The sequence below is a fragment of the Pseudoalteromonas sp. Of7M-16 genome, from assembly GCF_022347805.1.
GTDB lineage: Bacteria > Pseudomonadota > Gammaproteobacteria > Enterobacterales > Alteromonadaceae > Pseudoalteromonas > Pseudoalteromonas luteoviolacea_F.
In genome coordinates this window covers 273,055-299,051 of record NZ_JAKRFY010000004.1, presented here as the reverse complement: position 1 = coordinate 299,051, position 25,997 = coordinate 273,055, and the positions used below count along the sequence as shown (strand labels likewise).

The window sequence follows — 25,997 nt, the reverse complement described above, 5'->3', positions numbered from 1 at the left end:
AGCGAGGGGTATGTATCCAAAAAAAGTTTACCATCGCCTTTCATTATACAAACGTCGTCATTGTGGGCTTGCCCCGCAATCCATATTCACAAGCCGGCAGAATGACGTTGAAAGCAAGTGGACCCTGAAACAAGTTCAGGGTGACGAGGTTTAGTTCAAGGATGACAGGGATACGATCTGTGTGACGAGATCGAGTTCAAATATGACAGGGTTATGACCTGTGTGACGGGATTGAGTTCAAGGATGACGGGGTTACGACCTGTGTGATGGGATTGACTGCTGAGTGACTTAGTTAAGTGCAGAGCGAGGGGTATGCATCCAAAAAAGTTAACCATCGCTTTTCATTGTACAAACGTCGTCATTGTGGGCTTGCCCCGCAATCCATATTCACAAGCCGGCAGAATGACGTTGAAAGCAAGTGGACCCTGAAACAAGCTCAGGGTGACGAGGTTTAGTTCAAGGATGACGGGGTTACGATCTGAGTGACGAGATTGACTGCAGATTGACGTAGTTAAGTTCAGAGCGTAGGAGCTAAGTTAAGAATAGTTACGTCACGTACATCATGGGACCTATTTCGATAAATTAAATTTTATTGAGTCAAAAATAAACGTGCCAAAAAAACCATTATTAAATAGCGTCACCACCCCACAAATATAAATAATAATTTATTCAAAAAATTAATTTAATTCAACCTGAAAATTCATAAAGCAACACACTCCAAAGCCCAAGATTATTGCACTAAATAGATTTAACGCCTTAGAATTTTACAAAAACCACCAACTTATAGCAGCCAACACACAATAATACGAATTACATTATTTACATTTTCAAAAAACAAACACCAAAGACATACATTTAAAACGCAGGGAAATACAGCTCATATTACTTATGAAGTATACGGTAATTTCAAAGGAGACATTAACTTTAATAAATCAAACACTTTAACATATGTGAAAACTCTGATAACGTAAATACTGAACACTTGATTCAACAAGGAAATATAAAGTGAAATTAAAAATAAATAAAAAAGCAATTAAGTCACTATCAAAAGACAGCAACGCTCTTCCTGTTATGCAAACACCTAATGTAGCCGGTGGAGGTGATAACCCTTTCCCAGCAACGGTTTTTGAAAAAGGCTGTCGTTGGTTTACACACATGCAGGTTGGAACATGTAAATACCCACTATAACCCTGTTATAAACACGATTAGAAGCTCAAGATTTTTAACTTGGGCTTTATGACTCAACTCCTGCCAAGTCATTTTTAATATCTTCGCAATATAGATAACGCTATACCACTCGTTGTTGTTACTCTTCTTTTCACTCACTCCTGATTACATAATCTTCCGAGGGAATTTAACCGTTTAGTTACTGCTTTCTTATTGCTAGGCTCGTTTATCATTGGCTCGCTATTGAGCTAAACATTAATCAGAATTCAAGAACAACAAACGGAAAAGTGAACTTAACTTAAAAAGAAGCCACGTCCATGTGACTCTGCTTGCTTGGAAGGTATTAAAATCGAATTGATTTTTTATTACTCCAAGCATATCGACAAAATATGCAAAAAAAATGGAGGGCCCTGCCTGTGATACTCGAACATAATAAAAATGGCTGGTATATAAACCAGCCATTCTCGTCAAATTCATGGTTTTATCTTTTTAAGGCTGGTGAACAAAGAAGTGGAATGCTTTTTCTGCATCAACCAATAACAGCTAGGCACGAAGAAAAATGATAAAACAGTTGTCAGCACAGTGCCCCCAGCAATCGCGATTGCAAACGGAGGCCAAAAGCTACCACCAGCGAGGATCAAAGGCAAAAAACCACCAACCGTTGTGATGGTAGTAGACGTAATATGCCTAGCACACGTCATTACACCCAATACTATTTCGTCGACAGTACTGGCTTTGCTCGCTCTTAACTCTGACAAAATAACTATCGCAGCATTGATAGCAAGCCCCATGAGTCCAAGCAATCCTATAATAACTGTGAACCCAAATGGATAACCAGCAATATAAACACTTAAAATGCCCAGCATCGCCGATTGAAAGGCAGTTATCAATATTAGGCCTGTTGTCGTGAAGGAATTAAAAGTTAACACAAGCACAGTGATCAGTAAGACAAAAATTACGCCAACTTTACCCAGTAAACTCCCAACCGCTTGATCTCGCTGTTGAGATTCTCCACCAATTTCCAACCGATAACCAACAGGCAGCAAAAATTGCTCTTTTTCCAGTTGTATTTGTATCTCTTTTAGGACTTTTGCAGGCAGTACATCAGTTTGCAAGAATGCCTCAACCACATTAAGTCGCTCTCCATTTCGGCGATGGATCGTACTTTGTTCAGGCACAATTCGGCTGGTAGCAAATGCCGATAAGAGCAACGGCTGATCGCCCATCACCTCCACATTAGCTAAGCCATCCAACCCGTCACGATACTGATTATCAAACCGTAAGCTTACTGGCACAGTTTCCGTATCTTCCAAAATACTTGCCACTGTCACGCCTTGTGATTGAGCCTGAAGCTGAGCCGCGACACGCTGTGCTTGAGCACCCGCATGGATCAACTGGGGTTCTTGTGCAATTAACTCAACTTTTGCTGCACCAGATTGTAACGTTGTTCGTGTGTGCGTCACATCAGGATGCGCAATTACAGTCTGCTTTACTCGCTGACCTAACTCGGCCAACTTATCGAGCTCTGGGCCAAATATTCTAATTTCAATTGGAGCATTGAATGGTGGCCCCTGTTCAAGCTTTCTAACTAGAGTTTGTGCTTCAGGAAACGCCCTATCTAATTCACTTTGCAAGGTTTTTATCAGTGTGTTTGCTCGTTCAAAGTCAGTGACTTTCACCATCGCCTGAGCGTAATTTCGCGCTCCTTTGTCCCTTTGCATTAAGTTGTAGTAAAAAATCGGGATATTGCGCCCGACCATCCAATCAAGACGTTCAATACCTTCATGTTTAAGAATGTGCTCGTCCATTCTTTTAACTAATGCATTGGTAGCATGAATACTGGCATTGTCCGATAACCGGACTTCGATATGGAACATATCCCTATCAGCAGGTGGGAAAAACTGTTCGGTTAATTGGCCTGCTGAAATAAACCCTAGAATAGGCAATACCATGACACATGATGTAGTGAGTAATGGCGTTTTTAAAGAGCGTTTTAACACTTTCTCAAAAGCCTCACTTAGAGCGCCAAGCCGGATCCCTTGAACTAAAAATCCATTGCTATTTTCATTGTCAGTTTGAACATATTTTCCTGCAAATACAGCAATTAAGGTATGAGAGATAGCATAGGAACCCACTAAAGCAAAAATCACGCTTAAAGCGATACCACCTACAAACTCTCCTGAGGGTCCAGGCATTAATACGATGGGCATAAATGCCAAAATGGTTGTTAAGGTTGAGCTCAAAAGTGGTAACCAAAAATGATTAACCGCTTTAGATACAGCTTTAAGTACCGCTAGCCCTTGTTGTCGATATCTTTGAATTGCGTCGGTAATAACAATGGCATTGTCGACCATGATACCCAGTGCAACTACCAAACCGGTCACAGAGATCTGATGAATTGGTAACCCGTACATATTCATACATGCCAGTGTAAACATCACGGTAAGTGGCAAAGCGAGACCGACAATTATCGCGGCCCTGAGTCCCAAAGTAACGAATAGAACCACTAGGATTAGCGCAAAACCGAGTAAGATATTGTCTAACAAACTGCCCAGCCGCTCTTCGGTGTAACCTTTTTGATCAAATAAGCTGTGTAATTGAATATTATTGGGGAGCGTGTGTTTAAACTCATCAAGTAAAACATCTATCTGAGCTGAGAATTTATCAATACGTACGTCTGGCAACATGCGTATTCCTAAATAAGCCCCTGGCATGCCATCCACCCAAGCAACCTCTTGCTGCGGCTCAACCAGCATGCGCTCGACTTTCGCAATATCACTGAGCTGTATCTGACCATAACGGCTATCACTTTGGATAGGAATAGCAGCAATCCGAGCAATGTTAGTAAACTCGCCAGAGAGCTCAACTTGCATTTGAACTTGTGGGTTGGTGATCATGCCCGCAGATATTTTTGCATCTGCATTTTTTACCGCTTGCGCGACTTGCTCAAATGACAAATTGGCCAATTTTAACTTAGTGGGGTCTAAGGTAATTCTCACCTCTTCATTTGCGACTCCAAATAAATGAACCACCTCAACGCCAGTTTGATTTCTTAATCGATTGCGAAGCTCTTTGGTATATCGGTTCACTGCTATTTGTTTTGTCTGTTGTAGCGACGATGATGCCGATTGATCGGGCTCTATGGTTAACGCGACTATTTTGGTATACGCATAACCCCGGTCATCTTCTAACAATGGAGATGATGCCTCCTCTGGCAGCTCAATTTGCACATCGTCAAGCAAGTCTCTCAACCTTGACCACACGGGGTTACTATCGATGACCGCATCTTCTAGCTCGATACTCAGTACACTGATCCCCGAGCGGGACATCGCTATCAAGTTTTTTATTTCTGCTTGTTGTTTTAATTTTTGCTCTATTTTTTCAGTAACCTGCGCTTCAACTCGCGCTGCTGATGCACCGGGTAAGTAGGTAGTCACAAATGCAAAGCGATTGATTATCCGTGGATCTTCGGTGCGAGGTAAACTGCTTAAAGCCGCAAAACCCGACACTAACAGTAAGGCGATGAGTAGGACTTGAAAACGTGCATTATTCAACAAATAAGCAATCATTGCTGCTCACCTCGAGTGGCAACCGATTGGACAATATCTACTTTAATATGCGCTGCAACTTTGTGAGTACCATTGGCTAAGATTTCTGTGCCATTTTGCAAATCCCCGTCTATATAAGCGTATTGACCATCGCTATGCAGCACTTCAACCGCTGTCGGCTGCAAATGGCCTTGCTCAATTTGGTATATTTGCCAAGTACCGCGAGTACCGTTAGTTAGCGCACTAATGGGTACCCAATACCCTTTTTTCTGTTGTTTCTTTGCAATTGTCATCGATGCCATTTGCCCCGAAAAAACAACTGCATCATGCGGTAATGCAAAGCGCAATTGAACTGTACGAGATACGGGGTCTAAATTTGTGCCGCCAGAACGCTTTTCAGCTTGATATACATTTCCACCCACACTAATGGGCATAGTTTGTTGGATGTTTACTAACAAGTTTTGTGGCACACCTATACGCACTTCTGAATTTCCCTGTTCCAGTACACGCAGTGCAGTTTGCCCCGGTCCCACCACTTCACCAAGAGACACATTTCGTGAGGCAATAACACCATCGAAAGGTGCCTTTAAATGGGCTTTACCAAGTCGAATATCAATACCTTTAATCTTGACCTTCAACACTTGTAATTCTGCGTTGAGTACGGCAATTTGAGATCGATTTTGATCTAACTGTTGCTGTGCCGAATAGTTTGATTTACTGAGTTTTAAGAGTCGTTCGCTATCTTGCTGTGCGAGTGTCAGCTGGGCCTTGACTTTATCTAGGTTGGCAAGGTGTTCAAGTTTTTCAACCTCGAGTAACTGGGTATCTTGCTTGGCAAGCAATTGCCCTTTTTCAATAATATCGCCTTGATCAGCATAAAGTGCTTCAAGCACGCCATTAAATTCAAACCCGATTTCCGCTTCTTGATGTTTGACTACCTGGCCCGTGACTTGGCGAAACTGATAAAAGCCTGTCGCTTCTTGCACACTGTAAGCCGCCACAGGCAGCCCTTGATTTTGCACATTGTCAGCCTCCGCGACACTATAGTGTGCGGTAAGTAACAACATCAAGCTTAATAAAACTCTCATATTTGATCCTTGCGAACTTCTTTACTGTTTATACTTGCCCTGTAGACCTTCAGTTTAGTGTATTGCGCCAAAACTCTGTAGAGTCCAGCAAAGTAAAGCAATTTATAAACCAAAAGCGAGCCAACTTCGCTCGCTTAAGTAACCTTGCAAATACGGCACATTAGAATAAAAATACTAAACTTACCTTCATTGTACCGCTGTTTGATTTTTATACTAGGTGTACCGATAACATTTAAGTACCAATCTCGTTAAGCAATCCACATTTCTACACTTCTTCTCAGCCTTTTTTACATAACGCATTTAGGACCCAACGCCATTTAATCAAACACAGTGACTGTTTGAACAAAGTGAGGTGCTCCTTGGTGGGATACGAAAAGTAACTACCAGCATGTGCTTGTTTTTGCGCATCGACTTGCTGATCTTTAAGCGTACTTATCACCTGCCCGTATAGTTGCGGGAAATGATTGCTCACCTGTCTATCTATATCCAATAAGCACTCAGCTTTTGGTACATCAATCGCACATTGTGCGATGATAGGACCAGCATCAATCTCTTTATTTTCTACCCAATGGGCAGAGATCCCATAATTTTGCTGGTTGTAGAGATAACTGAACATAATGGGAAACAAGCCTCTGCACTGAGGCAAAAAAGCAGGGTGAAAATTAACCACGCCCTGCTTTGGAATGCTGATGACTTCATCGTGCAAAATCTGATCAAAGTAATAAATAGTCAACAAGTCTATTTGTTTATCCTTGAGGAGATTAACCACCTCAGGAGAGTTTACATCTTTCACTTTGATATGTGTGATCCCAAGATCTTCACAGCGCTGTTTAATACTGGGAAAAACGTCCCTTCCAAAGAGTTTTAATAATGGACGGATAAGCGTCAAAAGTACCATCTTAACGAACAGGTACTCTGTAAAGCCATATCCTCGATTACGCATGTTTTTATAGGCTTGTTTTATAAAGCCACCATTTTTCTTTGAGTAAGGATCGCTTGTGATCACTAACTCGATGTCATCCTTGTGCGTTTCTAAAACCTTAAGAATTGCGGGCAAGGTCGCCATATTTTCAATATTACACAGCGCTAAACGCATTACACCATCTCCAACTCTTGACCATCAAAATATTGATTCAGGGGCCCATACATCGCGTGTTTAGCAGGCGGATGGAAGTTAAACGCATGGATCACTTGGGCTATTGTCGCGAAATAGCCGGTATTGATATAGTTAATACCACCGACCAAACTCAATATATTCTGGGTCACATCAGCAAGCACATCTTGCAAGTGATATCGGACGCTCAAGACCTGTGCAAGGGTATCTTGAGTTTGGTCGTTCATATCACCCGCGATTGCTTTGAGTGATAGTGCACATGCCTCTAGTTGAATATGCACCTTTGCTTTGTCAGAGTCTTGCAGCCTACCCAATTCACTGGCACGCTCAACCAGACCGCATACCATGCCTAAATAAGACGCGCAGGTGATCAGTTCAAACCATACAAATCCAGCGACATGTGATTGATATGCAGATTTTTCATCAACATTGACCAACATCGAATGCGGCACAAAAACATTCTCCAAAACCACGGCTTCGCTTTGGCTCGCTTTTAAAAACGGAGCTTGCCAAAACTTTTCTACAGAAATGCCTTCGCACGCTTTGTGTATCATTGCCACAGCAAAATACGGCTCACCGGATTTTGGCTCAACTTGAACACTTGCCGTTAATAAGTCCATACAATGGGCCAAGCTACACGGCTTTTTCACACCTGATATGACGTATCCTTTGTCAATTTCTTTAGCAATAATTTGGCTCTTCAGAATGCTTTTACCAATTTGTCCCTCACTAAACGCCGAGGAGACAAGTAAGTTTGAGCGAGAGATCCCTTCTAACATCAGTGACTCTAATCCGTTCCCAACTTTGGCCATTTCTTGCAGTGTCGCAATTGAGAATTGATGCATACCCGCGGCAATCGCCAAAGACGGAGAAGCGCCCCCAATTGCCATTTGTAATTGCACAGCCTGCCATGCACTGAGCCCTTTGCCACCGTATTTTTCTTTAACTAAAGTAGACGCACCGCCAGCTGCTTTGAATATATTAATTGCTTGGCTTTGCTCCCCTTCAAGCTCATCAAAGTGGGTTTCTTTCAAGTAGCTTGCTAATTCAGGTAATGTGTCGCGCAGCAATTGCTGCGCTTTTTGGTAGGTGCTCATGCAACGGCCTCTGTTTGGCTTGCAAATAATTCACTCAACATTTGTTCAACATTTTGCTTGATTGCAGACTCTGCAATTGGCTCAAGAATATCCGCAAGTGTTGGGATCCCCATGCAAAAACGAGCATCGAATTCGATGGTACACTGGGCGTCGTTTAGTGCTTCGATACGCCAACATCCTTCAAAGATATCAGCGTCTCCTTCTATTTGCGTAAACTCAATTTTTAGATTGGTTTTGTCAAATATATCGCGCTCTCGCCAAGACATTTTGCCGTCATGAAAGTGCACTAGCCATGCTGACTCAGACTCTTGCTCGCTAATTTCTGTCACCTCCACAGAGATCACAGCTTGGCAGTGACTTTCAAACGATTTAAAGTCGGCAATTTTCTCAAATGCTTGTTGTGCTGAAGCGTTAACAGTTTGAATATATTTTACGTCTCTCATGGTCTTTCCTTAAATCTTTTCAATTGCGTTGGTGAACGCCTTGTACAACTGTGCTAACTGATCGTCAGTTAAAAAAGCGCAAGGGGTAAGGCGCACAGTTGAAGCATTACTTAATGAATGGCTGGTAAGAATATTTTGGTTGAGCAGTGACAGTGTCAGCTGGCCGGCTCGAGCTGGCGTGCCGACATCAATCCCAATTAACAGCCCCTCTCCTCGTATGATAATTTGCTCCTCGTGTTGAGCATTTTTAGCGTGCACGATGTCGTTGAGTTTATCTAGGATCTGTTGACCCAGACGAGACGCGCGTTGCGCTACTTGCTCACTGAGCAAAACATCAATGGTCGCCTCTGCTGCCGCCAGTGCAATGGGCGAGCCTCCAAAGGTACTTGAATGCAGCATAAAATCTTGATTCAAGGGTGCAAATGCCCTTTCTGTGGCGACTACAGCGGCACAGGGCACGACGCCGCCGCTGAGGCCTTTGCCAACTAACATCACATCGGGCACGATATTATGTTTATCTATCGCCCACATAGTGCCTGTGCGTGCCAAACCAGATTGGATCTCATCACAAATAAACAAACCGCCAGACTGGTCGCATAATTGCTTTGCGGTATGTAAAAATTCATAACTCAAGGCATAAACACCGCCTTCACCTTGTACTGGCTCTGCGATAAATGCAACAGGCTCGCTGTGCTTTGCAAATGCCGACTTTAAAGCAGCAATGTTATCGCGCTCAACAAACTCAACATTGTCAAATAAAGGAGAAAAAGGTGCTCGAAATTCATCGCGATGCGTAACCGACAGCGCCCCCAATGATTTACCGTGATAGCTACCGGTGAGAGCAATAATGTGCTTGCAACCGTTGGCTCTGGCAAGCTTTAACCCCAACTCCGTTGACTCAGCACCAGAATTAGTGAAAAAAGCGTATTGAATGGCATCCGGGCATATATCTACCAGCTTTTTACTCGCGGTCGCCAAATTAGGACTCACTAATGTACGTGAACTCATCGGCATCACATCTATTTGAGATTTAACCGCCTCAACAACTTTGGGGTGTTTATGACCTAAAATAAAAACACCAAAACCACCAAAATCTAAATAAACTTTACCTTTCTCATCGATGATTTCCGCCGCTTGAGCACTTTGTTCAATCGGCAAATTCATCAAGTTGGATAAACGTGCTTTTGAGCGATTACTGTGCGTCTTTAGTAGCCCAAGTATATGTTCTCTCACGTTAATCTGCTCCTGATAATTCAGTGATCAACGGATGAGTTTGATCATAAGCAACCAAGTTTTTTGCCAGGGTATGGCGCACATCAAATTCATAACATTCACCTGCGACTTCCGCCAACTTGGGCACGTCAGATTGAAACCCTTCAGACATATCTAGGTATTTTAAGTAAATAGAAGTTTCTTCAAACATACGTTTAAAGCGTTTTGGTAGTGCTGGCATAAAAACAGGCTTAACCAGTCGCTCAAAGGTGGTTGGGCTCATCAGTTTTGGCGCTTTAAAGCCGATTGGATATTGTGAGGTGATCTCCTCATCTTCACCCAGTGTCAACAAATCCCCTAAGGTCTTGGCAAGACCACCAGCAGTGAGCCAAAACTCTCCTGTCAGCTTTTTATCAACAATGGTTAAAATACACTTGGCCACGATATCTCTTGGGATAACGTCAACCAGCGTATTGGCGTCCCCCGGTACTATTGGAATAACTTCTTTCGTCGCAAGCTTGAGCATATTGTGGATCCCCTGCTTTTTAGGCATCAATCCGAGCGTACTGTCGCCAACAATCACTGACGGACGAACAACTGTAATATGTTCACTCAGACATGCCTCTGCTTCACGCTTACTTTGCTCATAATTATTAAAATCATGACCATTTCGACCTTTTACAAATGCAGTACTAATATGGATAAGCGGTACATTGAGCTGTTCGGATAATTGGATGGCATGCTGCAGTCCCGCCACATTAATGCCAGCCAATACATCTGGATCGGCAGTAAAGTCAGTAAGTGCCGCACTGTGCACAATACACTCTACCCCCTCTAGTTGTGCTATTTGCTCTTCACTTAAACCAAAATTGGCCTTACGTATATCACCCTGAATTTGCTGGCTTACCCCTTGAGGTAAGTCACTAAAAGATCGTTGATTAACTAGAATAACAATCTCATCATTTGGGGATAAAAGCTCTATTATTGAGAGCCCCACGACGCCTGTCGCGCCGGTTAGTAGAAATCTACGAGACATAATTACTCCTTAATCATATTGTGTGTAAAAAGCACGCTAAACTACAAAGTCCCCTTTACGGGTAATAATGATAATGATTTTCAATTTCAGATCAAACAAATATTTTACTAAATTTTAACCTTTGAAATTCGTTTACCTTTATCACACAAAAATAAAGTGAAGTTGCAGCAACCGATTATTGAAGTAACAAGGAAATGTGCAAAAAATATTGAGACAGGAATATGAGCGTTAAATATTCAAAGTGGACCTGCCTTGGGCGGTCAAGATCCACTGTTGATTGTGAGCTAAGTGTATAACACCTTATTTATTTACAACTAACGTATAGTCACCAGCACCTTCGTAAGAATAAACAATAATACGGTAGTAACCACTTGTCGCATTGTAAGAAATCGATTCTACCGACGTGGGCGTTTCAGAAATAGCGACTCTTTGCCAACTACCACCTTGCCAGCGTTCTAATTTCAAATCAAAGTCCGCATTACTTGGGCCATTTAGATCAAGCTTTATGACACCACCTGCATACTGAAACCAGCTGCCATTAGGTTGGATCTGTTGGGCTTTATTGGCGAGTGTTCCGCGATAAGTCTCACCTTTTGGAGGTTCAACAACAGACGAATCCAAATCAAATGAGATGGTTTGTGCAGGATCTGAGATACCTGATATAGATAGCCCAGAGTCAGACCCATTCCACCACAATGCATTTGTGCCTCGTGACGACAAACTATTCGGCAGGACGCTGCTAAATTCACCAGCGGCTCCGTAAAGATCCGTGCTATCACCGCGATTTACTTTATTTTCAGGATCGCGATTACCATCTGCATGCTCCATTTGGATGTATGGGTACCACTCGTTAGAGTTACTGCCCTTAGAGTCTACGTGCCAAATTGCCAAACCTTGGCTAGGCTGCTCTTTATTTTGACCTGATTTGTGGATTGCCTCGATATAGAACGCTTCGTTTCGATTACTTGGATTGGTCCACTTATAAGATGTATGGCTGCCTGATGTATGACTTAAACGACCAGTCGGTGCATTCGCATCTACAGCTGGGTTAAGCTCTGTTACTGTATCCCACCCTGCAATCGCTCTAAAGTGCGCAACAGGCGGTGTCGGTCTAAATTTATTGGTGGTACCTATTGCACCAAAACCCATCACCCCATAACTGGCCACAGATCCGTGAGAACTGCCATCATAATCATACAGATCTGGCCAATTTGTAATTAAATGCCCAGACTCATGTACAAACGTACCTATTGAAAGGCTCGCACGCATATCCGTAATTTGATATCGATCCGTACACACTCCATCAGCGCAAAACCTAGGGCTCAATCTTGCCATGTGAGGCCATAGCCCCTTAGCCCACGCACTATCAGAATTACCAGCATAAAAGATATTTAAACCGCGGATCTGACTACTACCATTAGTAGATAAAGTAGAAAAATCAAATCCTTGCTGATACTCCAGCCAATCCAACGCTTCTTTAATAAGCTCTTGCGAACGCACCGTTGAGCTCAGGCTAGAATCAGCATAATAAGCTTTGTTCTTTTTCGCTGTGTAATACGCTGTGACCGTGTTGGTGTAGTCAAGCTTGTTATTCGATACTTCTAAAAAGTAACCACGTACTGATTGCGCATTACCAAACTCAGTGTAGCTTTGATTATTTAAAAAGCGCTCTACTTGCGATTTAGATATGGTTCCACGCTCATCAGGGAAATCGATTATTATCGTCAACCCTTTGATTTGACCGGTCACCTGTGCCGACACATCTGTGCTTTGCGTACGGACAAGTAGTGGACTTTCAAGAGCTGGTAGCAATTCACTTTGTTTCTGCTCTACTAATGCTTGAATAGCTTCTTTTGATAATCCAGCTTCTGGGCCTGAGGCAATACTTACTATCCCACTTTTCGCTTCGTCCAAATCTGAAACTAATACCCCTGTCGAGACAAGACCTGTTCCTGCCTTATTCACTGATGCATAAGCCATCCCTTTGAGTTTGTCATCAAATATAACCAGCTTGCCTGAGCGTGTTCTTTGCTCTGCATAATAGGTATTACCCTGTAAAAAGACAGAGACAACTTCACCATTGGGCTGAGTAAACTGATATTCTTCGTTTTGATAGGGAATTGCGGCAATAGATAGCGTTGGCAATAAGATTGAAGACAACGCAGCAATGTTTCTTACTAATTTCATTATAGTTTCCTTTACAAGTTTTCCTGATACGGAAACTGAATTATTGACCTTTTTTTAACCAAATTCAATTCATATTAACGGTCAGAGAAGTATTTTTTTGCAATGATCCTCGAAGAGCATAGCCTTCCAAGCTTAACTCTTTTTCCAGTTGGAGACTTTATTTGTTTGATATCAGGTGTTTTTTTAAGCTCTTTTTGCAATGCATGAGCTAATTCTTCACGCTTTAAAAGATTTGAATAAAACTGGAGAGAGGGTCCTAGTTCACTCTTGAGCAATATTGGGATTGATTCAATTAATGCGTGAACTCTTTCACTGGTGAGATCAACACCTGAATTAATGTACTCATACAGGTAATTTTGCCACATGAAAAACAATTTGAAAGCAGGTTGACCACTTTGCTCAACTTCTAAAGCAACTGAACTGCGAAATCGCGTGAAGCTATTCCAGTCACCTAAAAAAATTTGCGTGTTGAGTAAATTTAACCCAGTCCCAGCGGCATAAGCTGACTGCCCCATTTCAGAATGAAATCGAAATGCGCGAATATACATAAGTTGAGCATGGCGATACTTTTCTTGGTCAAAATAAATGTTGCCCAGGTTATTCTTGATATTCGCTATAACCTCTCTGTCTTCAGCCAACATTAAAGACTCTTTTAGAATGTTTGCCGCTTTTTGTGGCTGGCCACTATATCGATATACGACAGCCATATTGTTAGCAACGCGGCTAAACTCTTTAGGGTCGACCGCATACGAAATAGCACATTCGTTCAATCTCTCAGCATAGCTGTAGTCGTGAATACGCCTGTGATAGATTGCCACTGCCGTTGCAACATCTAGCTCAGCGCCCTCTATAGCAGTTTGCCAACTATCACGTTCAAATATAGACACAATATACTGTACGATAGCAGCATCATTGACTCTAACACCCGACTCCAAGCCGACAAGATAGAGCTCTAATAATCCGCGACTAGGCTTTTTAGGTAATCTGGATTGTATCGAACTAAATACATACGCGGCTTGTTGCGGGTTTTGACTATTGAGCTCTTTTATTTTATTGAGGGTCATGAACATTTCGCTTGGTGACATCACAACCACTACCGACAACAAACCTGCTATAAACATAACGCCACTACTTTCTTCCACCCCAGTCTAAGCATGGTATAGAACAGAATGAAAACCAAGCTTGGGCTAAGAATTTCTCACATGTATGGCATTCATCACATTACTTTCTTTTCAACAAGCCACAGCTTAGCCGGCAATGCATACAACAAAATTTGATTGGAACACACAATCAAAAAACAATTATTTAACATTTTGGAATGAAAATATCATATGAATAAATTTATTGGTTTTTATTAACCATACAAATCAATAAATTAAATAAAAAAAGAAAGTACCCGATAAAACTACTAAAATCAACAATAGAAATCACAACCCCATATAACATTGTAAATATTGAAGTTTTTAAACCCATATGAAAAAACGCATAAAAATACAACAAATAAAAACAAAAGGTGCATTTAAGTTACATATGAAGTTTTTCATCATAAATGGTTTACATTTTGAAAACATCCATGTAGGATGAAGTTGTTCCTTTGGAGACACCACTTAATTAATTAAGTAACTCCTAGAACTCCCGAGAAGTAGAGCTTACTGATAAGGATGTTGGTTTATTGGGTATTTCCTTGGCAAAGATTATTGCTATTGGAGATTGGGCAGGCGATAGCCTGCCTTTTTTTTTGCTTTGTAAATGAACCCAAGCACTCCCTCGTATACGTATCACTTGGTATAATAATCTGGTACCTATATCCATGGAAAAAGAAATGTTACGCCAACCGTTTTCTGTTCTTGTCGTTATATACAATCAAAATAAACAATTTCTATTGCTGCAAAGGAAAGACGACCCTGAGTTTTGGCAATCAGTTACCGGAGGTATAGATAGAGGTGAAGCACCATTGGCCACTGCCTACCGTGAGTTAAAGGAAGAAACCGGTATTGATGCGCATGCTCTAGGCCTTGAAATAGTAGCTCATGACGTTATTAATCAATATGAAATTCGCCCTCAATGGCGACATCGTTATGAAAGCGGTGCAAAAATCAATTCAGAACACGTTTTTAGCATTTGTGTTCCAAACGATATTGCAGTCAAATTGTGCCCCGAAGAGCATACAGACTATATTTGGCTAAACCAAAAAGATGCAGCAAATACTGCATGGTCAGCAAGTAACAAAAAAGAAATTCTCGGCTTGTAATGAGCAGCCCTTTATTTTACATGTTGAAAAGCCAATTTATATTGGCCTAAACAGCAGTGTTTGCCAAGTTGTGTGGGCACGTCCCTGAGCATCCTGTTCTTTATCAGTAATAAACTCCAAACTTAAATCAGCACTTTGTGCCATAGTTACAAGCGTTTCGGTATCAAAATTAGTGAGACCTCGAAGCTCAAGGTGCTGCTCGTCAGTACAGTGTCGCAACTTGATCACTAACAACCCCTGAGGTTTAAGCAATTGCCTAATAGTTAAAAGCGCTTGAATACAAGCATGGCTATCAAGATAGTTGAACACCCCACTTACCAAAATAATATCAAAGGTATCGTATTGCTTTTTCACTTTAACGAGACGAGGTAACTCGTCACGAAACCAAATAATCGGCAGCTCTCGTGTATAAGCCTGACCTAATCGATTAATAGAGCTAACAGGCTCAACGGCGACCACTTCTGCGCCTCTATTTTGCTCGACAATAAACTTAGCATCCCTGCCTGCACCGGCACCAATGTCTAGGAAGCTCAAATGCTCTTTAACTAGATAGGGTTTAAGGTGGGTAAGCCAATTTGCGTGTAATGATTCAAAGCAGTCTGTCTGGTATATCTGTGCTAGCTTCAATGCGTTTTGTTCGTAGTACTGCGCGGTCATGGTACAAAGGCCCCATTTGATTGTATCTGCTTTTAGTATCTATGATAGGTAACCTGTATAACAAAATAATGACAATTAACACTCGTTAATTTGTTATGTAGTTTAACCATATAAAATAATACCGTTTGCAACACAAAAGGTGGGCTATTTTTACTCTTAACAACATCATGCTATTGTAAAGACTCTAGCAATAAAAGGACTCGAATCTTATGGACCCAGTTACAACGATACTGAACTTTCTTTTTACCATTGAAGCCGTTTTACTTATTTTTGTTATTGTACTTTTAAAAGGCTCAATTAAGTTTGTACCGCAAAATCGCGCCTGGATAATTGAACGTTTTGGTAAATACCAATCAACAAAAGAAGCGGGTTTGAATTTTATAATTCCCTTTATTGACCAAGTAGCGGCTGATAGAAGCTTGAAAGAACAAGCAACCGATGTCCCTTCTCAATCCGCGATTACGCGCGACAATATTTCTTTAGTAGTCGATGGTGTCTTGTATTTCAGAGTGCTCGACCCGTATAAAGCAACATATGGGGTCGATGACTATGTGTTCGCGGTCACACAGTTAGCTCAAACCACTATGCGTAGTGAATTGGGTAAAATGGAGCTGGACAAGACCTTTGAAGAACGAGATATGTTAAATACCAATATTGTGACTGCGATTAATGCCGCATCAGAACCGTGGGGTATTCAAGTGTTGCGCTACGAAATCAAAGATATTGTGCCGCCCAATTCAGTCATGGAAGCCATGGAAGCACAAATGAAAGCAGAACGTGTTAAACGTGCACAAATCCTAGAATCAGAGGGCGATCGTCAGGCCGAAATTAACGTTGCAGAGGGTAAAAAACAAGCTCAGGTTTTAGCAGCAGAAGCTGAAAAAGCAGAGCAAATATTAAAGGCCGAAGGTGAAGCAAAAGCCATTATTGCCGTTGCAGAAGCTCAAGCAGATGCCTTGAGAAAAGTGGGTGAAGCCGCTAATACACAAGAAGGTCAAAAAGCCATTCAACTCGATTTGGCAACCAAGGCAATTGCAGCAAAAGAAGCGATTGCTAAAGAGTCTTCAGTTGTACTGCTGCCAGACAATGGAACAGATGCCAGTTCACTGGTTGCTCAGGGCATGTCGATAATCAACACCTTAAACAGTCAAAAGAATGGGTAATACATGACCTATCTCACAGAAAACTTACCCCAAGCTTTAATTATTTTTGGCTTATTAGCACTCAGTATTGAAGTGATCATTCTAGGGTTTTCAACATTTGTGTTGTTTTTTCTAGGTCTGTCACTGATTGCCAGTGGTTCATTCATGTACTTTGGTTTGGTCGAGCCAAACTTACTCAATGCAGCATGGATAAACGGCTTGTTGACTGCGGTGCTCGCGCTACTTTTATGGAAACCCCTAAAAGCAATGCAAGCACAGCAAGACACCAAGCCCGTCGAGAGTGATTTTGCTGAAATTAGCTTTACATTAGAGCAGGACTTGACCGAATCGAACCAAGTCCATTACCAATACTCAGGTATTCAATGGCAAATTAAAAGTAAATCTGACTTACCTAAAGGCACGCATGTCAAAGTTGTCGAAAAGTCAGTGGGCATACTTTGGGTTGCACCTGTGGAATAGCGCCTGCAACTAAATCTGAGTAGCTATTGTTCAAGTAACCCGCTCTCAACTTTGACTTTGCAGTTATAAATAAAAAGCTTGAAGTGTTTGTTAGCCAAGAAAAGAGGTTAAAAAAATAAAAGCGGTTTGAACATGGCTAATATCCACAGAAACGTGAAAGCGGTCTAATCTGGTTTATGTGCCAGTTCAAAAGGCCGCTTAATCAATTTTATTTTAATCTGACAGTTATATAGCACTTGTGACTACCCCTTGGTATTTTGCGCTAACTTAAGCCAATTAGATGAACTACTTTTATGCAACTAAAGCATTGGGTATAGATAGGCGTAAATCAAAAGCCGTTGCCCTTTGATCAACTGCCTGTAAATCATGGTTGACCCCTTTTTATTCAACTACTTAAGGCTACCCCAACAGGCAATTGATCTATCACTTTTATTAACCATGAGTGGCGCGCTTGTCATCCGGACTTTCTATTGCTGACAAATTATTTTCGATGGAGAAGTCAACACCAAAAATTAAAGTAAGCTCAAAGGCGAGATCCACCGTCATGACTGTCTTGCCGCACTCAAAATTACTTATCGTTGCCTGATCAACACCAACAATATGACCAAGCTGCTTTTGTGTTAATTTTTTACTTTTTCGTAGTCGACGAATTGATTTTTGCAAATTGGTTTTAAATTCCACTACTCGAGTATGCCTAAGGGCTCTATTGTGCCTGAGGCTTCTATTATTATTTGTTATTAATTCCAGAGTTTGATGATGAGCCATGATGGTTTCCTTCCAAAGTTTATTAAATAATGAGTAAACACAATTTAACAGAACCACTGTGCCAGAATCTGGACAACTTCATCACAACTACCACAACCAACATTTGTTGATAAAAGAAACACAGAAAGTTAACATACATTTAATTTTTAAAGTGGTGTTTATGTTATGGATGAAATTGACCCGTTTAAATTCGGGGAAAAGCTGAGGCACTATGTAAGGAAAGAACTCATTGCAAAACAAGGCTCTGTTTCAAAAGGCTGTAAAAAAGCAGGTGTATCGCGCAGTACCATGAACAACTACCTTAATGGTACTTCAGAGTTTCCTCAGAGTGTGTTAACTAAATTACACAATGGGTGTAAGATAGATGTGTACGGTTTTTTGGCCTCCATGGCTGGAGTTGCTGGAAAGTACAATAGCGCTTGTATCGAAAAAGAATCCCAATTAGAGGCCTCTGATGAAAAGCACGAAAATAAAACAAAAACATCTGATCAATAATAGAGAACAGCTTAAACAGGTTTATGCCGGTAGTAACACAGGTAAAGGTTCAGGGCCTAGACAGCAAAGCGTAGCCATTGACTATCCGCCAGTAACGATTATTCCAGATGAATTCCAAGGAGGTTGAGTGAAACCATTTACTAAGCTATTGCTTATATTTATCGCGGTTGGTTTTGCCGTTTACAGCATGAAGGCACCCATTTATGAAACAATCATATTTATAGCGTGCTTGTCTTTGGCTTTTTATAAAACCACTCATTTACCTAAAATGAGTGTCTTTTTGCTATACCTTTTACTGTTTATGCTAATAGAACTCATTGCAACAGTAATATTGGATAACTTTGTATACGGGAAATATACGGGTTTTACTGAAAACATTTTTTATTTTTCCTTCGCATTAATATTTGATATATGCATCTGCTTGTATTGCAGAAAGTCAGCTATTTATTTTTTGAGAGAAGAGCCAAAGCTATTTGATATGGCGAATAGCTTATTTTACATTTTCATACTTTTTTGCTTTGTAGATCTATACGCATTAGGTGAGAATTTCATCCGCAATTTAGATAGGCTTGGCTTTCCGGAAGAGCAAGTTAGCCACCTTTGGGGTATAACCCATATGTATTATAATATTGAAATTTATAAATCTATTTTACTTGGTTTATCTAGTATCTGTTTGTTCGCCAGTGTGTACGCTCATCGCTCAGAAGAAGAACTCCCAGTTGAAAAAGAATGAAGCAAGCTATAAGCAAGCACACTTAGCGGGTATTTTTTATCAATTAGTTGATGATTATATTAATAGCGAGTTGGCGATCAGTTTAATAGCGCGTAATCCACATTACGCTTACTGAATCACCCGATACAAAGGCGAAATATATTGCGCCATAAAAAGCGAATAAAGGACTGGTTATGAAAAACGCAAAGATAAAGCAACAAAAATACCGAATTAATGACAAAAAACTGCTCAAACAGATCTGTGCAGGATGCATCGGTAAAGGCACCGGCCCTAAACAGCAGCGTATTGACGGATACTTACCTACTAAATAGCCATCAATATATCGCCCACGTATTGTGGGCGTTTTATTCTATTTAGCACCAAACCGTTCAATCGCCTGCAGCGCATTATCCTGATATTGCTCATTATTTAAGTCTGCAAACAAAAGGTGTTGCTCACCAATCACGCCAGTGAGTCCTTTTTTACTGGCATAGAACTGACCTGATATAAGTTGAGTATCAAAAATAGCTGATAAATAACGTCCAGCGCCCTCTTCAACGCGATGCACCTTACCCAGCCATAACATTACTTGCATCATACCTTTCATTACGTACTGTTTGATCACAGGTAATGTGTTAAACCCTTCAGTCCCAGTGGTTGCCCCAGGGCTCATGGTAATAAACTTGATATGCGAGTGTCGTCTGGCCATGGCAGACATCCAAAGCGCCCCCATATACTTTATTGGTCCATAATGTGCGGTTGCATCTTGATTCTTCGAAAACGCAGAGCCGTCACAAATGGTCGTAAATTCCTCCACTGACGAGGTGGTTAGATTGGGACGTGGCATGCCCATTTCAGCCACGCCACGAGCAGCTTCCGAGCCCGCATACACAGCAACTTGAGTCAGCTTGCCATATTTTAATAGTTCTTCCGTTAATACACTGTGCCCTAATAAGTTCACAGCAAATATCTGCGTAACGCCGTCACTGTTTAACTTCGCGAAGTCCCTTCCGCCTGTGCCACCAGCATTCATGATTAATGCGTCCACACTATGAGGTAATGACTCAACAGCGCGTTTAACTGAGCTGGTGTCGCTGACATCAATTTCAACAATTTTAAAAATGTTGCGCCCCGTTAATTGCTCTAGTTCTTGTTGCGCAATAAAGGCTTTTTCTCGATTTCGACAACCTAAATAGACAACTTCTACCTCAGGGCGAGCCGCGAGCTGCTTCGCTGCTTCTTTACCTAAACCTGCATTTGCTCCTGTAATTAATACGCGCTTGATCATGATGTAACCTTTCACTTAATGATGATGTAATCTTCTATATGACTAGATTAATCGATGCACTAAGCGGGTTTTTGATATTTCTTGCTGTCTTGTTTATCAAGCAAAAAAAAGCCTGACGGATCAGGCTTTGGGCTTTATTGGAATGTTCAAGTAGATTTTGTTATTGGGGTCGGCATCATTGAAGTTAGCAGGCAGTAATTCAAAGTCCGGTTTATCTGCATATTCATAGCTGCTTTTAGGTAGCCAACTTCCCCAAATATAGCGCAGTGTTTCTTCTAATTTGGCAATGGGCCCTATATGGGTGAACCGAGCATACGTTTGGGCGTCAAGCTCTCGTGTGATAAGGCCCTCTGGCACATCGTCGAAGTTTTCAACTTGTGCTGAGCATATATAAACAAACCGCGTGGTGTCTTCAGATTCCTCATAGTTTTCATATATACCAAAAAAGTCACTGCCAACACGGTTTGGTATTTTATCTCTGTATGGTCTAAAGCCCGACCACAACTTCGGCAAACTTAAATCACCGTCATCATATTGATTTGCAATACCGACAATTTTCATTGCTGGCTGCTCAATAATTTCGGGCTCCATGCTGATATTATTCTGTAAAAATGCCAAGTCATCTTGGCTGACTGGTTTTTTGTACAATAACCTAAATGGTTCGTTGATCTTTCTATATTGTGCTGGCGTCATATCAAACAACGCCTTAAATGCACGTGTAAACGCTTCTTGGGATTCAAATTGACACTCAATTGCCAGCTCTAAAATCCCAACCTCTTCTGTTAGCAAACGTTTTGCCGCTAATGTTAAGCGCCTCTTACGCAAGTATTCTTTAGGTGTATCTCCAACCAATGCTTTAAACACCCTACTGTAATGATAAGTTGAATAATGTGAGGCTGTCGCAATTTCATGCACACTGATTTTTTCAAATAAGTGTGACTCAATATATTCAATGCTCTTAAAAAACCGCTCCATCTAATAATCCTCAAAGTTCTTTACTGAATTGCTCAAGCACTTGCCATGTCTGACATTAGCACATTTTCTTCAGCATATTTTTTCAAACCAGTGAGCAGTTTGCCAAATGCAATCGGAAATACCAATCTCAACAGTGGATAAAATGGGTAAGCAAACAACTTAAGCTGAGGGGACGCAACCCAAGTTACCTCTGATTTATTGTGGCCGACTGAACGCACCGACATATGCACATGGTTTTGCTTAATGGGCACAATTTTAGGGTTGTTGACAGGTAAGACATCAAATGCCAAATATCTACCTTGCTCACTATAGTCTGTGATCACCTCTTTGACTTTAGCGCCATTGGGATCTGCATTTAAGTCGCAGATACGTCCTTCCATAGGCGCACCAGCTAGTCCTTTACCTGCTCCCAAAGCCACTGAGTTCGGAATAGGACCCATCCATAAATGCGCCTTATCAAATTCGTGGGCGATTAAATGCCATACTTGCTCAGCGGGTTTGTTGATGATGATTTTTTTAGTTACTTTCATAAGTACACCTGTGTGTGTAGTGTTGATAGGTGTACTTTAGAAAATATCAGACAGGCGTTTTTGATATTTCTTGCTATCTCAATAACAAGTTTCTCTAGGCAACGTCGCTCTCCCCCACTTTGGGCGGATCAGTAGCTGAATTTAAAGCCGCCCTAACGCGGCTTTTTCAGTTCTGAGAAACGCTTATTACTCTTGCTTGGGCAGTATACAAGTGTGCTCAGCGGCAAAATTATTAAATGAAGTCTCGAGTGGTTAAACCCACCAATTACAAAGCGCTAATTAATGGGTTTAACAGGCAGATTAAGCCTTTAGTTCAACAAATTATGGTTTCGAATAAATGCCGACAACTTATTTGCAATATCGGTATGTTCAGCTGTTGTTGGATGCCAAATACACCCTTCCAATGGTGAAGAAAAAGTGTAAGAGTACAGCTTATCTATTCCCTGCTCTTCTAGTTTTGCTTTTGCCTCTAATGTTGCCGGAATAATAAAGTCATATGGATATGCAGGCCTTGGCATAAAAATAACAGGTGCATTGGGAAAGCGATAGCGCACAGTGTTAACAAACTCTACCATGGTCGAAACCCAGTCTGCTTTCACGTCCTCAATCGTCTCCCAAGGCTCGTGTGGCTGAGGATCTGTACTGAAATCGTTAGTACCCACTTCTATCACTACCAAATTAGGATGTGTATCTTCATAAGCTTTATTGTCACCAAACACAGCCGTTACTTTGTCAAAGTAAGTACGCAAATTGTGGTGAGGATCATTGCCGCTCCAATTGCGGATCAAACCTAGGCCTGAATAAGACACTTGAGTAAAGCTGGCCTCCAACTGAGACGCAGTTAGATAAGGGAATGCCACTCTGGCATTACTGCTATTTACAATTTCGCTCCACGTGCACTGGCGCTTAGTTGACTCGCTGCCAAAGCCCGCGCTAATAGAGTCACCGATAAATAAAATATGGGGTTGCTGCTGCCAAATTCCCTCTAATCGGCCATCAGTTGAAAAGCTTAAAATTTTGGTATTATTGCTGTAGTTTTCCCAACGTTTAACGATTTCAATGTCTACCGTTTTTACATCCTGTTGAGTAAATACGACGTGCTCCTCAAAGTTACCATTTTGCCCTGTGACAATTTTCTTGTGCAGTACACCATCCACTAGGACATCAAATTGATCACCATATCCAGCCATTGTAACTTTAAGTGATTTACCAACTAGCTTGGTTTTAAGCTGTGTTCCTGGCCAGTTAAACTCTACTTGGCCTTTATTGTAATGTTTACTAACTCGCCCTTCATATACGATGGCATGATGGGTCGCCTTATAACTCTTCGCAAATACGGCACTGGAAAAGAGCCCTCCGACGCAGCTGAGCACAAATGCCAGTAGCGACAGTTTGATTGATATTAACCTTAACATGTGTCATTCCTTAAATGAGTTTGTATCCGAGACTGTATTCCAATGTTACTATTGCCTCGCGATATACCCCAGTGCTGGTTAACCCCTTCAGCCATTGGGAATTCAATCAAATACATCTCACTCCATTTGAAAAAAACTCATACAGCGCACGTCTGTTTACTATCCGACCTTGTCGCTATTGTATACACAGGCACAATAATCTTAAAATACAATCATTCTCATTTTAGAAGACACAAATCTGTGAACAACCGTATTTTAGTCGTAGAAGACGACATTACTCTCAATCAACAAGTCTGTGTGCTACTTAGCAACAGGGGCTATCAGGTAGACTGTCTTCATGATGGAGAACAAGGACTTAGTCAGGCGCTGGCTATCGATTATGACCTCATCATTTTGGATATTCGCTTACCAAGTATGGAAGGCTATGAAATCTTGGCTCAGCTTAGAAAAATAAAACACACACCTGTCTTGATTTTATCTGCATGTGGTGCTGAACAAGAGCGTATTAAAGGCCTCAGCTTAGGCGCAGATGATTACCTGTCTAAACCTTTTAACCTTGATGAGCTGGTACTGCGTATAGAAGCGATTTTAAGGCGTGTCCACGCAAGTCATACCCAATCACAAACGCCATTTGAAATTGTTTTGGCTGACTTGCACTTGGACAGACAAAAGCAGCTTGCCGCCTATAACCAAGAGACGCTAGATATCACAGCAATTCAGTTTAAGTTGCTGTGGCAATTAGCTCACAATCACAAAGAAACCCTCAGTAAAGCATTTCTTTATCAGAGTGTACTTGAACGCCAATTTAGCCGTTATGACCGCAGTTTAGATATGCACTTGAGTCGGCTTCGAAAAAAACTAGTCGCGGTGGGGCTGAGCCCCGAGTCGATCACAACCGTACATGGCAAAGGGTACCGTCTGCATGTTCAACCTTAAAGCGTCTTATTTTTTGCGCCTATGCGCGCTGGTCATAGCTGGCTCTATCATATTGTTCGGTGTGATTGACTACTTGGTTAATCACACCGAATTCAGAATGAGTCAAATCAAAGTTGAACACCAAGAAGAGCTAATTGCACTTGGCCAACACGCAGAGCAATTGTTCTTAAATGGTGATATGGCGGCTTTGAGTGCATACGTAAAAAAAATAGAGCAAGCGCACAATACTTGGGCTGCGGTCGTGCAGCGAGAGCTGACCCCATTGGCTGATACCCAACTTCAACAATACTATCTCGATGAGTTTACACTAGGTCGAAATGTACGTTGGAAAATCCATTTATATTTCCCTCGTAATCCTGTGATGGACATTCCTTTTGCCGACGACAAGACCCACTTTTTAATTCAGCTTCCCAGTCATATGCGTCCAGGCAATTACTGGAAGGTCACTTACATAGTACTGCAATTTTTTATCCCATTTTTGGTCCTTGCGGGCATTTGCTGGCTGCTATATCGCGCAATCATGAAACCCCTAAAGCAACTTGAACAAACTACTCGCGCCTTCGCCGATGGCGATTTAGACAGCCGAGTGGGAGACAAAATCTCAAGTCGCGATACAGAGTTCAAACAAATTGCAGCAACCTTTGACAAAATGGCCCACTGTACCGCTAACACCATCCGCGCACAAAGGCAGTTTATCGCTGATTTTTCACATGAAATTAGAACGCCAATTGCGCGCATCGAAACCGCGTTGGAATGCCACAAATCCGGATTAGGCCAACAAGATATGCTTGTTCGTGTAGCCAAAAACACCCACACCATGAGAGAGCTGGCCGAAAATACACTCACATTAACATGGCTCGAAAACGAACGTTTTTGCCCACACACAGACACTGCAAATAGCCCGTTTGATCTCGTCGACTTAATCGACTGCATTGCTGAAGAAGTTAAATTTGAAGCCCCACACTTACACTTTCAGCTGAACATGCCAGAAACACAGCAACACAATAGTGACGCGCGTGTGCTTGGTCAGGTCATAGAGAATGTGCTCAGAAACGCCAGCCGTTATGCCAAAAAGCATATCTCCGTTGTACTTGATAAGCACACAATTCAAATATTAGATGATGGGCCTGGTGTCGCTGAGAGTGAACTAGAAGATATATTTCAACCGTTTTATCGCAGTCACGGTTATTCGCATACGCAACCTGATAGTCACTCGTTTGGTTTGGGTCTAGCACTGTGTAAAAGGCAAATGGAGCGCCTAAACGGACACATCTACGCGCAAAACACACCCAAATCCGGATTATGTATCGTCATTGAGCTCTAAAGCCAACCGTAGTCACATAAATTGGCACCAAATGTCACTGCAAATGTAACAGTTGTAAAAGTGCTTTGTTTTGGGACAGAACCATGAATAATACACGCGTATTGATAACTATTTTCATTTAAGATAAAGGAACAC

Annotated in this window: 24 protein-coding genes; 9 read left to right on the top strand and 15 right to left on the bottom strand. The window is 41.6% G+C overall.

The annotated features are described in order from the left end of the window. Positions 1 to 1,005 precede the first annotated feature (1,005 nt). Positions 1,006 to 1,188: a hypothetical protein gene (locus MHN81_RS06480; protein WP_239425332.1), complete on the top strand. Its 183-nt coding sequence runs from the start codon at positions 1,006 to 1,008 to the stop codon at positions 1,186 to 1,188. A 452-nt stretch (positions 1,189 to 1,640) separates the two neighbouring features. Here the strand turns inward: MHN81_RS06480 and MHN81_RS06475 are convergent, their stop codons facing one another. From MHN81_RS06475 to MHN81_RS06435, 9 genes are all read right to left on the bottom strand, one after another. Then, positions 1,641 to 4,736, bottom strand: a complete 3,096-nt coding sequence (locus MHN81_RS06475; protein WP_239425331.1) for an efflux RND transporter permease subunit — start codon at positions 4,734 to 4,736, stop codon at positions 1,641 to 1,643. Beyond that, the gene (locus MHN81_RS06470) at positions 4,733 to 5,803 is read right to left on the bottom strand and encodes an efflux RND transporter periplasmic adaptor subunit (protein ID WP_239425330.1); all 1,071 of its coding nucleotides are present in this window, start codon (positions 5,801 to 5,803) and stop codon (positions 4,733 to 4,735) included. The genes MHN81_RS06475 and MHN81_RS06470 overlap by 4 nt, the downstream gene beginning before the upstream one ends. A 277-nt stretch (positions 5,804 to 6,080) precedes the next feature. Beyond that, positions 6,081 to 6,899 carry a formyltransferase family protein gene (locus MHN81_RS06465; protein ID WP_239425329.1) on the bottom strand — a complete coding sequence of 273 codons (819 nt, stop codon included), beginning with the start codon at positions 6,897 to 6,899 and terminating at the stop codon, positions 6,081 to 6,083. Beyond that, positions 6,899 to 8,014, bottom strand: coding sequence for an acyl-CoA dehydrogenase family protein (locus MHN81_RS06460; protein ID WP_239425328.1), 1,116 nt, complete (start codon positions 8,012 to 8,014; stop codon positions 6,899 to 6,901). Before MHN81_RS06460 ends, MHN81_RS06465 begins: the two co-directional genes overlap by 1 nt. After that, positions 8,011 to 8,457 (bottom strand): SRPBCC family protein, encoded by a 447-nt coding sequence (locus MHN81_RS06455; RefSeq protein WP_239425327.1) that lies wholly within the window; start codon positions 8,455 to 8,457, stop codon positions 8,011 to 8,013. The genes MHN81_RS06460 and MHN81_RS06455 overlap by 4 nt, the downstream gene beginning before the upstream one ends. A gap of 9 nt (positions 8,458 to 8,466) precedes the next feature. Then, positions 8,467 to 9,690 (bottom strand): aminotransferase class III-fold pyridoxal phosphate-dependent enzyme, encoded by a 1,224-nt coding sequence (locus MHN81_RS06450; RefSeq protein ID WP_023397970.1) that lies wholly within the window; start codon positions 9,688 to 9,690, stop codon positions 8,467 to 8,469. 1 nt (position 9,691) lies between these two features. Beyond that, complete coding sequence (locus MHN81_RS06445) at positions 9,692 to 10,705, bottom strand: SDR family oxidoreductase (protein ID WP_023397971.1); 1,014 nt, start codon at positions 10,703 to 10,705, stop codon at positions 9,692 to 9,694. Positions 10,706 to 11,005: 300 nt separating this feature from the next. Continuing rightward, positions 11,006 to 12,892, bottom strand: coding sequence for a M6 family metalloprotease domain-containing protein (locus MHN81_RS06440; RefSeq protein WP_239425326.1), 1,887 nt, complete (start codon positions 12,890 to 12,892; stop codon positions 11,006 to 11,008). Between the two features lie 74 nt (positions 12,893 to 12,966). Further along, positions 12,967 to 14,013, bottom strand: a complete 1,047-nt coding sequence (locus MHN81_RS06435) for a tetratricopeptide repeat protein (protein WP_239425325.1) — start codon at positions 14,011 to 14,013, stop codon at positions 12,967 to 12,969. Positions 14,014 to 14,702: 689 nt separating this feature from the next. On the opposite strand from MHN81_RS06435, the gene nudB reads away from it, so the two are divergent. Continuing rightward, a complete protein-coding gene (gene nudB / locus MHN81_RS06430; RefSeq protein WP_080672546.1) occupies positions 14,703 to 15,143 on the top strand; it encodes a dihydroneopterin triphosphate diphosphatase in 441 nt (146 codons plus the stop codon). A gap of 36 nt (positions 15,144 to 15,179) precedes the next feature. Here the strand turns inward: nudB and MHN81_RS06425 are convergent, their stop codons facing one another. Then, positions 15,180 to 15,800, bottom strand: coding sequence for a class I SAM-dependent methyltransferase (locus MHN81_RS06425; protein WP_239425324.1), 621 nt, complete (start codon positions 15,798 to 15,800; stop codon positions 15,180 to 15,182). Between the two features lie 209 nt (positions 15,801 to 16,009). Between MHN81_RS06425 and MHN81_RS06420 the strand changes: the two genes are divergently transcribed. After that, positions 16,010 to 16,963, top strand: coding sequence for an SPFH domain-containing protein (locus tag MHN81_RS06420; protein WP_023397976.1), 954 nt, complete (start codon positions 16,010 to 16,012; stop codon positions 16,961 to 16,963). A 3-nt stretch (positions 16,964 to 16,966) separates the two neighbouring features. Then, positions 16,967 to 17,422: an NfeD family protein gene (locus tag MHN81_RS06415; RefSeq protein WP_239425323.1), complete on the top strand. Its 456-nt coding sequence runs from the start codon at positions 16,967 to 16,969 to the stop codon at positions 17,420 to 17,422. A 432-nt stretch (positions 17,423 to 17,854) separates the two neighbouring features. Here MHN81_RS06415 and MHN81_RS06410 read toward each other — a convergent pair whose 3' ends face one another. Next, positions 17,855 to 18,187 carry a helix-turn-helix transcriptional regulator gene (locus MHN81_RS06410; protein WP_239425322.1) on the bottom strand — a complete coding sequence of 111 codons (333 nt, stop codon included), beginning with the start codon at positions 18,185 to 18,187 and terminating at the stop codon, positions 17,855 to 17,857. 165 nt (positions 18,188 to 18,352) lie between these two features. Between MHN81_RS06410 and MHN81_RS06405 the strand changes: the two genes are divergently transcribed. From MHN81_RS06405 to MHN81_RS06395, 3 genes are all read left to right on the top strand, one after another. Beyond that, a complete protein-coding gene (locus MHN81_RS06405; protein WP_023397979.1) occupies positions 18,353 to 18,682 on the top strand; it encodes a helix-turn-helix transcriptional regulator in 330 nt (109 codons plus the stop codon). A 127-nt stretch (positions 18,683 to 18,809) separates the two neighbouring features. Beyond that, entirely contained in the window at positions 18,810 to 19,415 is a 606-nt protein-coding gene (locus MHN81_RS06400; protein ID WP_239425321.1) for a hypothetical protein, read from the top strand. A gap of 173 nt (positions 19,416 to 19,588) precedes the next feature. Beyond that, a complete protein-coding gene (locus MHN81_RS06395) occupies positions 19,589 to 19,726 on the top strand; it encodes a hypothetical protein (RefSeq protein WP_239425320.1) in 138 nt (45 codons plus the stop codon). 38 nt (positions 19,727 to 19,764) lie between these two features. Here MHN81_RS06395 and MHN81_RS06390 read toward each other — a convergent pair whose 3' ends face one another. The 4 genes from MHN81_RS06390 to MHN81_RS06375 all read right to left on the bottom strand — a co-directional run bounded on the left by MHN81_RS06390 (position 19,765) and on the right by MHN81_RS06375 (position 23,602). After that, on the bottom strand, positions 19,765 to 20,682 hold the full coding sequence (locus tag MHN81_RS06390; protein WP_239425319.1) for an SDR family NAD(P)-dependent oxidoreductase: 918 nt from the start codon (positions 20,680 to 20,682) through the stop codon (positions 19,765 to 19,767). Positions 20,683 to 20,802: 120 nt separating this feature from the next. Beyond that, the gene (locus MHN81_RS06385) at positions 20,803 to 21,657 is read right to left on the bottom strand and encodes an AraC family transcriptional regulator (RefSeq protein WP_023397984.1); all 855 of its coding nucleotides are present in this window, start codon (positions 21,655 to 21,657) and stop codon (positions 20,803 to 20,805) included. A 32-nt stretch (positions 21,658 to 21,689) separates the two neighbouring features. After that, a complete protein-coding gene (locus MHN81_RS06380; RefSeq protein WP_023397985.1) occupies positions 21,690 to 22,187 on the bottom strand; it encodes an SRPBCC family protein in 498 nt (165 codons plus the stop codon). A gap of 308 nt (positions 22,188 to 22,495) precedes the next feature. Further along, the gene (locus MHN81_RS06375; RefSeq protein WP_239425318.1) at positions 22,496 to 23,602 is read right to left on the bottom strand and encodes an SGNH/GDSL hydrolase family protein; all 1,107 of its coding nucleotides are present in this window, start codon (positions 23,600 to 23,602) and stop codon (positions 22,496 to 22,498) included. A 240-nt stretch (positions 23,603 to 23,842) separates the two neighbouring features. Here MHN81_RS06375 and MHN81_RS06370 point away from each other — a divergent pair, with 240 nt between their 5' ends. Further along, entirely contained in the window at positions 23,843 to 24,538 is a 696-nt protein-coding gene (locus tag MHN81_RS06370; RefSeq protein WP_023397987.1) for a response regulator transcription factor, read from the top strand. After that, complete coding sequence (locus tag MHN81_RS06365) at positions 24,525 to 25,862, top strand: sensor histidine kinase (protein WP_239425317.1); 1,338 nt, start codon at positions 24,525 to 24,527, stop codon at positions 25,860 to 25,862. The genes MHN81_RS06370 and MHN81_RS06365 overlap by 14 nt, the downstream gene beginning before the upstream one ends. Positions 25,863 to 25,997: the final 135 nt, after the last annotated feature.